This window comes from Sinomicrobium endophyticum (assembly GCF_052983315.1).
In genome coordinates this window covers 52,678-65,000 of the sequence record NZ_JBRKIS010000064.1, presented here as the reverse complement: position 1 = coordinate 65,000, position 12,323 = coordinate 52,678, and the positions used below count along the sequence as shown (strand labels likewise).

14 protein-coding genes (1 of these 14 running past the window's edge) are annotated in these 12,323 nt (G+C 42.0%); 10 read left to right on the top strand and 4 right to left on the bottom strand.

The window, feature by feature from the left end:
* From ACVBDU_RS22385 to ACVBDU_RS22360, 6 genes are all read left to right on the top strand, one after another.
* On the top strand, positions 1 to 1,338 hold the 3' portion of the coding sequence (locus ACVBDU_RS22385; RefSeq protein ID WP_447181901.1) for a lysophospholipid acyltransferase family protein. 474 nt of this gene lie to the left of the window's left edge; only the last 1,338 of its 1,812 coding nucleotides appear in the window; its start codon lies beyond the left edge, outside the window; the stop codon is at positions 1,336 to 1,338.
* 592 nt (positions 1,339 to 1,930) lie between these two features.
* Positions 1,931 to 3,148: an OprO/OprP family phosphate-selective porin gene (locus ACVBDU_RS22380; protein WP_447181900.1), complete on the top strand. Its 1,218-nt coding sequence runs from the start codon at positions 1,931 to 1,933 to the stop codon at positions 3,146 to 3,148.
* A 196-nt stretch (positions 3,149 to 3,344) separates the two neighbouring features.
* Positions 3,345 to 3,785 carry an Hsp20/alpha crystallin family protein gene (locus tag ACVBDU_RS22375; protein ID WP_447181899.1) on the top strand — a complete coding sequence of 147 codons (441 nt, stop codon included), beginning with the start codon at positions 3,345 to 3,347 and terminating at the stop codon, positions 3,783 to 3,785.
* Between the two features lie 64 nt (positions 3,786 to 3,849).
* Positions 3,850 to 4,305: a hypothetical protein gene (locus ACVBDU_RS22370; RefSeq protein ID WP_447181898.1), complete on the top strand. Its 456-nt coding sequence runs from the start codon at positions 3,850 to 3,852 to the stop codon at positions 4,303 to 4,305.
* A 178-nt stretch (positions 4,306 to 4,483) separates the two neighbouring features.
* Entirely contained in the window at positions 4,484 to 5,218 is a 735-nt protein-coding gene (locus tag ACVBDU_RS22365) for a sulfite exporter TauE/SafE family protein (protein WP_447181897.1), read from the top strand.
* 165 nt (positions 5,219 to 5,383) lie between these two features.
* Positions 5,384 to 5,530: a dodecin domain-containing protein gene (locus ACVBDU_RS22360; protein WP_447181896.1), complete on the top strand. Its 147-nt coding sequence runs from the start codon at positions 5,384 to 5,386 to the stop codon at positions 5,528 to 5,530.
* A 275-nt stretch (positions 5,531 to 5,805) separates the two neighbouring features.
* Here ACVBDU_RS22360 and ACVBDU_RS22355 read toward each other — a convergent pair whose 3' ends face one another.
* Genes ACVBDU_RS22355 through ACVBDU_RS22345 form a run of 3 tightly spaced genes read right to left on the bottom strand, consistent with a single transcriptional unit; the run spans position 5,806 to position 7,902 of the window.
* Positions 5,806 to 6,702 carry a L,D-transpeptidase gene (locus tag ACVBDU_RS22355; RefSeq protein WP_447181895.1) on the bottom strand — a complete coding sequence of 299 codons (897 nt, stop codon included), beginning with the start codon at positions 6,700 to 6,702 and terminating at the stop codon, positions 5,806 to 5,808.
* Between the two features lie 25 nt (positions 6,703 to 6,727).
* Positions 6,728 to 7,504, bottom strand: a complete 777-nt coding sequence (locus tag ACVBDU_RS22350; RefSeq protein ID WP_447181894.1) for an LOG family protein — start codon at positions 7,502 to 7,504, stop codon at positions 6,728 to 6,730.
* A 14-nt stretch (positions 7,505 to 7,518) separates the two neighbouring features.
* Positions 7,519 to 7,902, bottom strand: a complete 384-nt coding sequence (locus tag ACVBDU_RS22345) for a hypothetical protein (RefSeq protein ID WP_447181893.1) — start codon at positions 7,900 to 7,902, stop codon at positions 7,519 to 7,521.
* Positions 7,903 to 8,042: 140 nt separating this feature from the next.
* Between ACVBDU_RS22345 and ACVBDU_RS22340 the strand changes: the two genes are divergently transcribed.
* The 4 genes from ACVBDU_RS22340 to ACVBDU_RS22325 all read left to right on the top strand — a co-directional run bounded on the left by ACVBDU_RS22340 (position 8,043) and on the right by ACVBDU_RS22325 (position 11,603).
* Entirely contained in the window at positions 8,043 to 8,813 is a 771-nt protein-coding gene (locus tag ACVBDU_RS22340) for an MlaE family ABC transporter permease (RefSeq protein ID WP_447181892.1), read from the top strand.
* A 14-nt stretch (positions 8,814 to 8,827) separates the two neighbouring features.
* Complete coding sequence (locus tag ACVBDU_RS22335) at positions 8,828 to 9,592, top strand: ABC transporter ATP-binding protein (protein ID WP_447181891.1); 765 nt, start codon at positions 8,828 to 8,830, stop codon at positions 9,590 to 9,592.
* Between the two features lie 7 nt (positions 9,593 to 9,599).
* Positions 9,600 to 10,577 carry an MlaD family protein gene (locus tag ACVBDU_RS22330; RefSeq protein ID WP_447181890.1) on the top strand — a complete coding sequence of 326 codons (978 nt, stop codon included), beginning with the start codon at positions 9,600 to 9,602 and terminating at the stop codon, positions 10,575 to 10,577.
* A 189-nt stretch (positions 10,578 to 10,766) separates the two neighbouring features.
* Positions 10,767 to 11,603, top strand: a complete 837-nt coding sequence (locus tag ACVBDU_RS22325) for a universal stress protein (protein ID WP_447181889.1) — start codon at positions 10,767 to 10,769, stop codon at positions 11,601 to 11,603.
* Between the two features lie 29 nt (positions 11,604 to 11,632).
* Here ACVBDU_RS22325 and ACVBDU_RS22320 read toward each other — a convergent pair whose 3' ends face one another.
* Complete coding sequence (locus ACVBDU_RS22320) at positions 11,633 to 12,217, bottom strand: WG repeat-containing protein (RefSeq protein ID WP_447181888.1); 585 nt, start codon at positions 12,215 to 12,217, stop codon at positions 11,633 to 11,635.
* Positions 12,218 to 12,323 lie beyond the last annotated feature (106 nt).

The following is a 12,323-nucleotide window of genomic DNA, read 5'->3' as shown; positions in this document are numbered from 1 at the left end:
GGAATATTTCCGGCCGGAGAAGTATCTACCTACAGGGACGGGAAGCTGATTGTAGATAAACCCTGGGAAGAAGCAGCAATGAAACTTATTAAAAAGGCAGAAGTGCCGGTGATCCCGGTTTACTTTCACGCCAAGAACAGCCGTTTGTTCTACAGGCTGGCCAAGATCAGCGATACATTACGCACCGCGAAATTGCCATCCGAATTACTCACACAGAAAAACAGGGTGATTAAGGTTCGTATCGGAAGGCCGATCTCCGTAGATACGCAAAGAGAGTTTGATACCCTGGATTCTTTCACCGAGTTTTTGAGGAAAAAAACATACATGCTGGCGAATGCGTATCAGAAAGAAAGTCTTCTGAAAAAGGTTCCTGCTTCACTAAAGCTTCCGAAAGTACCTAAAAAGATAATTACGCCGGTAGCGCCTGATCTGATGGACGATGAAATTAATGCACTGCGGGAAAATGACTGCAGATTATTAAAAAGTAAGGATTACGAGGTTTTCCTGGCCCCTTCCGGACGTATACCGCATGTTTTACAGGAAATCGGACGATTGCGGGAAATTACATTCCGCGAGGTTGGGGAAGGAACAAACCAGGCAGTTGATCTGGATCATTTCGATACCTATTATCATCATATGTTCTTATGGGATAATGCAGAGAAAAAAATGGTTGGCGCGTACCGTATGGGCCTTGGTTCGGAGATATTTGCTTCGTATGGTATAGATGGTTTTTATTTACAGGACCTCTTTCGTTTTGAGCCGGAGTTGTATAAAATGATGAGCGAATCCATAGAAATGGGGAGGGCTTTTATCATTAAGGAATACCAGCAGAAACCAATGCCACTTTTCCTTTTATGGAAGGGAATTGTACATACGACATTGCGATATCCGGAACACAAATACCTGATAGGAGGAGTGAGTATCAGTAATCAGTTTTCGAATTTTTCGAAATCGCTGATGATCGAATTCATGAAATCCAATTACTACGATCCGTATGTAGCGCAGTATATAAAACCGAAGAAAGAATTTAAGGTAAAGCTTAAAGATGCGGATAAAGATTTTGTTTTCGACGAAACGGAAGCGGACCTGAATAAGTTCGACAGGATTATCGATGAAGTGGAACCAGGTAATCTGCGCCTGCCGGTACTTATCAAAAAATATATAAAACAAAATGCAAAGGTGGTTGCTTTTAACGTGGACCCTTTGTTTAATAATTCTGTAGACGGCCTGATGTACATACGTATAGCGGACCTTCCGGAAAGTACCGTAAAACCTGTTATGGAAGAACTACAGGAGGAACTGGAGCGGAAGTTTATGAATAATAACAACGATAAATAATCTTCTTTTTTACCCGGTAATATAAAACTACAGGCCTGAAGTCCGCACGGACCTCAGGCTTGTTGATATATACACTTGGTCTCTTAAGTGTAATGCTACATTAATGCGAATTAAGGGTGAAATTCAATATTTATAATCTTCTGGGGGTATATTTAATAAACGATCCTGCTCGTCTGGCGGGGAAATTGCATTTTAGTTATTGGTTATTAAGCTATTGAGTTATTTAGGCAATACCCATGAATGGAATAATTCAATAACTCAGTAACCTAATAACCCGACTGTTTTTTATGGAAAAACCACAACGGACTAATCTTTAACTAAAACGAAAATCTGATTCTTAATTCGCATTACATTGAACGATGAGTTCATTAACTTAAAATTAACTTTTTAATAAAACCGGCTTTATTTTATATCGGAATTCCGTACTTTTGGTTTTTAATTTTTTTCGGGTGTTTGCCATCATTTAATGTGCTGCGTACCAGTGTGTTTGTGAGGATAAACACTTTTTTGTTATCTGTTTTTCTCCAGGAGCGCGTGTAATGTTGTTTCCCTGGAGATTAATAGATCATACGCTTAAAGTTTTGTTTTAACAATGACGGATAACACCTCTTTTTACTGGTATAACTTTCTGGTGCTTTGCCTGTTTTTTGTGCTTCCCGTGTCTGCACAGCAGGTAGAAAAAGACACGGTACCATCGTGGAAAATAGATTACAGCAACAAGGGATTTGAACTGAAATCTTCAGATAACCGGTATCTTCTTCAGATACAGGGACGTGTACAATTTCGCTTTGCAACCCCCGATGATCAGGATCCTGTTACTTTTGACGATTATGGCACGGGAAATAGCAACTTGTTTGAAGTAAACCGTGCGCGTTTAAAAGTAGGAGGGAATGTATACCAACCCTGGCTTAAATATTACTGGGAGTACGAACTGCAAAGGTCTAATCTTTTAGACTTTAGGGTTATGGTGGAGAAATGGGACTGGCTTAAGCTGAAAATAGGACAGTGGAAAGTGGAATATTCCAGGGAGCGTCGTATAAGTAGTGGAGAACAGGGAATGATGGACCGCTCCATAATAAACAGGCCTTTTACCGTAGACAGGCAACAGGGAATAGAACTTTATGGAAGGCTTAAAAATGGCGGAATGCTGGATTTTAGCTATTGGGCCGGAGTATTTACAGGTACGGGGAGAGGAAGCGAATTTAACGATGACAGACATCTAATGTACTTCGGAAGAGTACAGTGGAACGTTCTGGGCGAAGATTTGGGTTTTAAGAGCAGTGATTTTAACTTTCATCATAAACCCCAGGCCATTATCGCTCTTGCCGGAATTACCAACCGCAGCCCGTACACCAGGTTTTCCCAGTCCGGGGGAGGGTTCCTGCACGGTTTCGAAGACGGTGCTGCCAGCCAGTACAGGGTCAATCAATATAACCTGGAAACGGCGTTCGTTTACAACGGCTTCAGCTGGCAGTCCGAATGGCACCATAAGGATATCATAGATCGCCTGACCGAAACAAATGATATGACCACAATGGAAGGTTTTTATCTGCAAGCAGGGTATTTGGTCAATTCTACGTTTGAATGGTGGCCGAGAGAACTGGAAATTGCCGGCAGATATGCCCGTTTTACACCGGATGTCGATTGGAAAAATGACTTTCAGGAAGAAGTAACCCTGGCCTTTAACTGGTTTTTTAAAGAACATAAGAACAAGCTTACACTGGAGATCAGTCATTTTGATCACGAAGTGGAAAATCACCGTATAGATGATAAACTCCGGTTCCGGGTACAATGGGATATTTCTTTTTAAACATGCTTTTAAGACAGAATAAGGAATCAAATTTTATACTTCGCTGTCCCCGATAACCCGGGACCAAAAACAAAATCCTGATAGTTTCTATTATATAAAGGTCTTCTTTTTTTACAGTACTGATTTTTATCATTTTACTTCACACAAATCAAAGCTAATTTAGTGTCATAATTTGTTTAACCTAAAAAATAAGATTATGTCACTCATTAAATTCAGCAACAGGTTGCCCTGGTTTAATTCCGGGGTGTCCGGATTTTTCGACATGGATGATTTTTTCAGGAATGGTTTTCCGGACGGGACCATACTGGAACAACCGGCCTTGAATATTAAGGAAAAGGAAGACGAGTTTGAAATTGAACTGGCTGTTCCGGGCCTCTCCAAAAAGGATTTCCGGATTGGCATAGAAAACGGCTACCTGAACATCAGTGCCGAAAAAGAAGAATCGAAAGAAGAAAAGAAGGACAATTACACCCGTAAAGAGTTTAATTACAATTCTTTTTACCGGTCTTTATTACTGCCCGATAGTATAAAGGAAGAAGAAGTTAAGGCTACCTATGAAAATGGAATACTCCGGCTTAACCTGGCTAAAAAGGAAGATGCCAAAGTTTCTTCTCCGAGAGCTATTGAGGTTGACTAACCGAACAACAGGAAACGGAGAATCTGCTGTCTCCGTTTCTTTCAAACTTTAAATCCGATTTGAGATGACACGGTATACTAATCTGAAATATATAGAATGGAAGAGTGCGGAAGAAATGCATGAAGATTCCAGGAAATGGTATTCCGAACTGGAATTTATGAATACGGAAATCCATTTTCTCGAAGAACTTCTCGGGGTTTACTTTATAAAACCAAGTATGGTTGAAAAGTATATACAGGGCAAAGAATTGGTTAAAAGATTATCTGATTATAAGAAACAAATACCTTTTTACATAAAGAAGGTTCAAAATCATTTAAATGAACTCATTGTGCTAGTGGATGGTATTGACCAGCCTTATGAAGAAAGGGAGGTGAAGACAAATCACAGGAAGACACAGAAAAATGTAGAGGAATTATTCCTTGATTTTAAAACGTTGAAAAAAGAAATAATTCATACCGTGAGCCATATCATGAAGGAAACAAACAGAAAATACCTGATCGGGGGAAAATATAAAAAATGAGGTTAGCGGAAAATCCGTACAGGTCCTTATTGTGAAGAAAATAAAGGTCTTGTTTATAGCGTAAAGGCATTTGAGATGGCCTATCTTCAAAAAACCGCCGATTGCAACTTTCGTACGGAATTCAGGGAATAAACCAGTATAGTGTTTCAATACAAAAGCTATTTTTAACATACTTAACGTGATAAAGTATTTACCCGTTTTTATAGTTCTTTCGCTGATCGCGGAAATCCTGGGAACAGTAGGGGGCTTCGGCTCTTCCGTCTTCTTTGTCCCTGTAGCTAATTATTTCTTCGATTTTCAGTCGGTACTTGGCATTACCGCGTTATTCCACCTTTCCAGTAATGTAACCAAGATAGCTTTTTTCCGAAAAGGGTTCGATAAGAAACTGGTAATAGCCCTGGGAATTCCTGCTGTGGTCTTCGTTGCCATCGGGGCTTACTGGAGCAAATATATAAATGTGGAATTACTCACTTATATCCTGGGAGGGTTTCTTGTTGTTCTGAGTTCTTTGTTCCTTATCTTTAAGAACCTGTATATAAAACCGAAAACCAAAAATGCTTTTTTAGGAGGGATATTTTCAGGTCTGAGCGCAGGCCTTCTGGGAACCGGGGGAGCTATAAGAGGAATAACCATGGCTGCTTTTAACCTGAAAAAAGACCGGTTTATAGCAACATCGGCAATTATAGACCTGGCGATCGACATGAGCAGGAGTGTCGTGTATTTTTTTAATGGTTATATACACCGGCACGACCTTTATCTTATTCCTATACTAACGGTAGTAAGTATAGCGGGAACTTATATCGGTAAACGAATATTGAACCGGGTTACACATGATCAGTTCCGGGGCTTTGTGCTTTTTTTGATCCTGGTGATAGGTTTGGCAACCATAGTACATAACTATTTTCAAGTCTGAACTTCGTCCCTGCCTTTACTCCAAAATAAAATCGGATGTCGGACACAAAAACCTTTAAATCACTAACAGTTTATTTACAGAAACTGGTAGCGGGAAGGCTGTGGTTAAAAGTCTTCATCGCTTTATTTGCAGGGGTCCGGTGCCGGGATAGTAATAAGCCCGGCAATGGAGTGGATTCCTCCGGAAGTGTCCAAAACGGTTAAAAACATCGGATCCGTGTATATTAAAGATATGCAGTCAGTCATTGAACACAACCGGATTTCGGAATACAGGGTAAACGCCAAAGTGTGTTTTGAAGTCCCGGACGAATAAAGTATCAAAAATCTTATTACACGGCAAAAAATCAATTTCAATAACTCCTCGATTTGTATCCCCTATCTAGAGAATGTCTGCCGGCAGGTAGGGAGCTTATTGGTGTGTTGGTAATAACTTTGTAGATAATAGAAAAAGTCAGGATGAGTTCAACATGAAAAATAATTATTTTGCATGAAAAGTAAGTAAATAAAGAGGGCATCATCAAATTTGGTTACATTTACTTTTCTATCATATGATATTGCAGTATCCTCAAAAGGCACAAAATTGGAATTCTATTTCTTATTGTAGATGTCCTTTATGGAAATACTATTTCCGTTTTCATCTTTAATATTCAAATCATATCGGATATGAATAATAGTCCCTATAGGAGCATAGTAATATATATACCACATATCCGCTTCTTTAGTGCCTATGCAACCGTTGGAATAGGCTTTTTCCAGGGTTTCCGGATTGGTTGTGGGATGGATCATCTGCCCGTTACGCACTCCGTTTATTTCCGTTTCTATCCAGGGAATTTGCGGCATTACGGTAGTTTTGCCATCATCCCTTTTGGTCAGGTAAAAACGCTTTCCGTTAACCGGGTTATAAAATGCAGGGTTTCTTTCATGTCTTACTATGGTCCCTTTGCCGCTTGCGGTTTGGAGGTTGGTAATGCGATTTCCCATGGCGAGGTATTTTCTGGTGTTTTGGCCCACCCGTATAGGAAATGTGTACAGTAATAGGGAGTCCTGGTAAATACGAAGTTTGTATTCGGGAACATTGATGTCGATAAGCGCGTTCTCAAAAGTGTTTAACAGCCGGGGTACAGCCGTGGAATCCGGGATCATAAGAGAATCACCTGCCCGTAACACGATCATCTTCTTTTGGTCATACACAAAAGAGTCTTTGGCTATTTGCCGGTAATAGTCCGTATTGGCCAGGGTGTCTATGACCCACGGATTTGCACGTACCAGCAAATGCTCGGTAAGCGGATAGTTGATTTCCGGGGCATGCCGGGAGACCAGCGAGTCCATAAAATTAAAATATTCTCCTATGGTGACATCACGGGAAATACATGCGTGTTTTTCCATCGAATCCTTTGTTGTAGGCATTGTCCCCGGTGGAAAATACGGGGCCTCACCAGGAAAGGAAGAGATGATCAACGTCCAAAATAACCATATTGCAGTCATAGCTGTAATTTTTGATATTATTTTTTTATCCTTTTGGCTGGACGAGAGGCGCCTGATACCGTCTTCTTCCGCCGGTTTCTCCAAACCACCATTTGGTGTTATAGGCTTTTCTGACCAGGCCGAACTTCTGAATGGCCTGGGTGTTCAGGTGATTGACCATATCTTCCACGGAATCCGTAATAAAAAGTAATTTCAGGTCTTCCGGATCAATGCTTTCGTTCCTGGCCATTAATTGAATGTGTTCGTAGAGTTCCTTGTGATACGCTTTCCCGAACAAAACAACCGGGAAATGGTTTATCATTTTGGTCTGGATGAGGGTAAGGGCCTCGAACAGTTCGTCCAGTGTTCCTATACCGCCGGGCATGACAATAAAGGCGTAGGAATACTTTATCAGCAAAAATTTCCGGACAAAGAAATACGGGATATCTATCCATTTGTGCAGATAAGGGTTTGCTTCCTGTTCATGAGGCAGAATGATATTGCATCCCACAGAATATCCCCCGTTTTCATAAGCGCCCTTATTCGCAGCTTCCATGATACCGGGGCCGCCGCCTGTCATTACGGTAAAACCCATTTTCGCCAGGGCCTTTCCTATTTCTTCCGCCTGTTTATAATAGAGATTATCCGGTTCGAAACGGGCGGAGCCGAAAACAGTGACACAAGGACCTATAAAGTGCATTTTCCGGAAAGCACGTATAAAACTGTACTGTACCTTAATAGTAAAAAGCAACTCCTTTATACGATCTCTCGGGCCTTGCAGGAATGCTTTTTCTTCTTGGGTAAGGAATGAATTCTGTGTCATTTTGTAATTGTTGGTTACATGTATTTGGATAAAAAGGAAAAAAAGCGTTTTTTCAGATCGGTGTAGATGGAACGCTGCGTATCCATTTTTTCCCTCATGTCCTGGTGAAATCTCAGCGCTACCCGGTCTATAGCATCTTCATTGGCCATAAACTGACCGGCGATACCGATTTCATGAGCTTCTATTTTATTTTTCAGGCTTTCTATTTTACCCTTGTGCAGTATAAACTGGTTCTGAAATTGTCCCATTTCTGCCAGTACCCTGTCATTTGTCCATTTTTGCTGTATTTCCTCCAGCCTGTTTTCAAAAGAGACTATTTCGTCCTCCCGGAACAGGAGCTCTTTCTCCCAGAGTTTATGTTCAAAATGCAGATGCGCGTTGTCGATGATTGGTTTCATGGTATATGCTATTTAGTAAACCTTGCTAAGGTATTGTTATGTGTAGGGTTACGGAATGATAAATATCAGTGCAGAGGTATGATATTAATCATTTCCGCAATACTGTCTGAAATATACCTTTGAAGAAATAATCACAGTATATGTCGGGTGTAAAGCCAATATCGGACTTTTTCCAGCTAACGGGGGAGCTTTTCGTTTTCGGAAAGCGTTTTTTTGCCGAAGTATGGAAGCCCCCTTTTGAATTCGGGGAATTGTTACGTCAATGTTATAACGTAGGCAATCGGTCTTTGCCCCTGGTAGGAGTAACCGGTTTTATCATCGGTCTGGTACTGACCCTGCAAACACGGCCTACCTTACAGGAATTCGGTGCCGTGTCCTGGATGCCTGCCATGGTAAGCATTTCCATTATACGGGAAATAGGCCCGGTGGTCATAGCTCTTATCTGTGCCGGGCGCATCGCTTCCGGTTTCGGGGCAGAACTGGGGTCTATGCGGGTCACCGAACAAATTGAGGCCATGGAAGTTTCCGGGACTAACCCCTTTAAATTCCTGGTCGTTACCCGGATTATGGCTACGACACTCATGATTCCCTTACTGGTCATTTTCGGAGATGCCCTAGCCCTGTACGGCTCTTACCTGATAGAACACATAAAAGGAGATGTCTCTTTTATGCTGTACTTCAACCAGGTTTTCGAATCGCTGGAGTTTAGTGACCTGGTCCCTGCCACAGTGAAGACCTTTTTCTTTGGTTTTGCCATAGGTCTCGTGGGGTGCTTCAAAGGGTACAATTGTGCCCGGGGTACCGTGGGAGTGGGTGTCGCTGCCAATACGGCGGTAGTCATGGCTTCCATGCTCATTTTTATACTGGACTTCGTAGCGGTTCTGATCTCGGATATATTTTACGAATTATGAAAGGAGAAAAAAATATGACAACTGTAATATCCCATACCGGAAAAGACCGTGAAGTAGTCATCGATATCAAAGGACTCCGGAAAGCTTTTGAAAAAAATCATGTGCTGAACGGTTTTGAAATGAAACTTTTCAGAGGGGAAAACCTGGTAATCATGGGCAAATCCGGATCGGGTAAGACCGTAATGGTAAAATGCCTGGTGGGACTTATGCGGGCAGACAGCGGCAGTATTGAGATCATGGGGAAGGATATAACAAAACTGGACAGGGAAGCACTGGATGTGCTTCGTGCCGATATCGGTTTCCTGTTCCAGGGAAGCGCCCTTTACGATTCCATGACGGTAAGGGAAAACCTGGAATTTCCGTTGCGAAGGCATAAAGAGAGGTTTGGAGATAAAGCCGGCATGGAGGATATGGTTGTCGAAGCCCTGGAAAATGTAGGACTTGCCCATACCCTGGACTTAATGCCCGAAGAACTTTCCGGGGGTATGAAACGACGGGTGGCCCTGGCCCGGACATTGATCATGAAACCACAGATTATTTTGTATGACGAACCTACCAGCGGACTGGATCCCATTACAGCCAAGGAGATCATAGAACTGATGCGGAACATCCGGGAAAAATATCACACTTCGTCACTGATCATCACCCACGACGTGGATTGTGCCAGGGTTATTGCCGACCGGATGATACTCCTGGTAGACGGAATCAATTATGCCGAAGGAAGTTATGAAGAATTATACAGGGCTACCGACCCGAAGATCAGAGCCTTTTTTAAATAACAACATCATGACAAAGACAGCTTCAGAAAAAGTACGGTTAGGGGTTTTTGTAATAGCAGGAAGTCTTTTCCTCCTCGCCGCAGCCTATCTTATCGGAAACAACCAGAACCTGTTTCGCAAGAGTTTTACCATAAATACGGTTTTTACCAATGTTAACGGGTTGCAGAAAGGAAATAATGTCCGGTTTGCCGGAATTAATGTGGGAACGGTCAAGGCTATGGAAATGGAAAGTGATACCGCTATCCGGATTTATATGGTTATCGAGGAAAAAATGCTGGGATTCATCCGGAAAGATGCTATTGCCACCATAGGTTCTGACGGATTGGTAGGAAATATGATTGTGAATATTATCCCCGGTACGGGTTCGACAGAGACGATACGGGACGGAGACCAGATCGTTTCCTACACCAGGATAGGTACCGAAGACATGCTGAATACCCTGAGTACCACAAATGAGAATGCCGCGATGCTTATGGCCGACCTGTTAAAGATCACACGTTCGCTCACTCAGGGAAAAGGAACTTTAGGACGGTTGCTGAACGATACGGTAATGGCGACAGATCTTCAGCAGACTTTGGTTAATTTAAAACAAGCCAGTTACCGTACAAACCATGTTTTTAGTCAGTTAGATGGAATGATTAAGGACATCCGCCAAAAGGAAAATGTAGCGGGAATACTCTTGCAGGATACCCTTGCAGGAAAGAAGGTAAAGAATATCATTACCAACCTGGAGGCATCGAGTACCGGAATGAACGATATGGTCCAAAACCTCAATGATGTGGTCCTGGAACTCAGGGACGGCAAAGGCCCCCTGAATTATATTGCAACGGATACACTCCTGGTGCGTCAACTGGAAGCCACCATGCATAACATAGAAGAGGGAACCGGCCGTTTTAACGAGAATATGGAAGCCTTGAAGCACAACTTTTTGTTCCGGGGATATTTCCGGAAACAGGAGAAACAACAAAACAGGAAGATTAAATAGATCCCCGGTTTTAGAGGATGACCGGGCAGAGAACATGTATAAGCAGGCTGAATACAGATAAGAAGAAAGTGTTTCCATCCGACATTATTCACGTTAAGTAATAATCTCTACTAACAAGATAGGGGAAAACCACTTTATACGGGATGGCCCGGTATGGAGTGATGCATCTCCAACCAAAAAATTAAACTGATGAAAAAAATAATCGTTCCCACAGATTTTTCGGACTATGCCGAATACGCCCTGGAAGTTGCAGCTTCCATAGCTAAGGAGCAAAATGCCAAAATTTTATTGTTTCATATGGTAGGGGTATCCCGTACCTTTTTTACGGAAAATGAATACCAGGAATATGCCGAGGCCATGTATTATATGAAACTGGCCCGTAAAAAGTTCGATGAATTGCTGTCCAAAAGCTATATGAAAGGAATAGAAACGGAATGTGTGGTGCAAAATTACAAGGACTTTTCGCAATTAAACGATGTAGCAAAAGAGAAAGCAGCAGACCTTATTGTCATGGGATCACATGGTGCCGGAAAAACGTTTGGCATGTTCGTGGGCTCCAATACGGAAAAAGTGGTACGTCATTCGGATCTTCCCGTACTGGTTATAAAAGAGCGTATAAAAGGTTTTAAGATAAACAAAGCGGTCCTGGCCTGTGATTTTGAGCCTGGAAGCATTCACGCATTCCGGAAAGCCATAAAATTCTTTGCTTTATTCCGGAGTAAAGTACATATGTTGTATGTGAATCTACCCGGGGAATCGTTCAGGGATACCCTGCAGATCGAGGAAAAGGCAAGGGAATTTCTGTTCAATGCCGAAGGAAGGGACAAAAGGCTGGAAGACGTGAATTACTGGAACGACTATACTACGGAGCATGGCATCTCTGCCTTTAGCCGGAAAGAAAACGCTGATGTCATTGCTGTGTTAACCCACGGTAGAAGAGGCCTGGCCCATTTCTTTATGGGAAGCCTGGCGGAAGATATGGCAAACCGGGCAAAATGGCCTGTTGTAACCTTTAAAATGGATTAGCCTGAATCCCGGAATATAAGTCCTATGGTTTAGAGTTTATAAATACTCCATGTTCCGTTTTTGTCCTTTACACCAATAAGACGGGGAGATATTACTTTAGCCTCTATTTTGGGCTGTTTATATCTTTTTTCCGTTAACAGGACTCCCTTGATCTGTCTTAAATACCGAACGACTTCCCCTTTTTGGTTTATGATCACTTCGTCAAATTCATTGGCAATGATATCCTTGTCCATGTATTCGTTTTTTCCGCGGACCGTTCTACTCGTTACAATGGCAAAGGCCAGGCCATTATCAAAAGAAGTAGCATTGAGAAATACGGGAGATATAACTGTTTTTCCGGTTTGGTCCATATACCCGTAATACGCTATACCTTCTTTAACTTCCTTTATCAGGCAGAGCCCTTCCTTAAATGCAGGAGCATTGCCATGAACTACAATGTCCGGTCTGAAACCGATAACCAGGTCACCGTCGGGATTAATAAATCCCCATTCCCCGTTTTTTTCAACAGCGATAAGATCATCGGAAAGTTCCCCGATTCCCGATATCCCGGAAATTTGCTGTGCGAAAAGGGTAATACCCGACAGCAACAGTGTCCAAAAAATAAAATGTCTCATCTTTTCTTAATTTTAATGTTTGTGTCGAATGTATATGGAATTTTCCGGGTGTAAAATGATAAATATCAGTATATAAGACAGCGGTACATTGATATTTATCATGTTT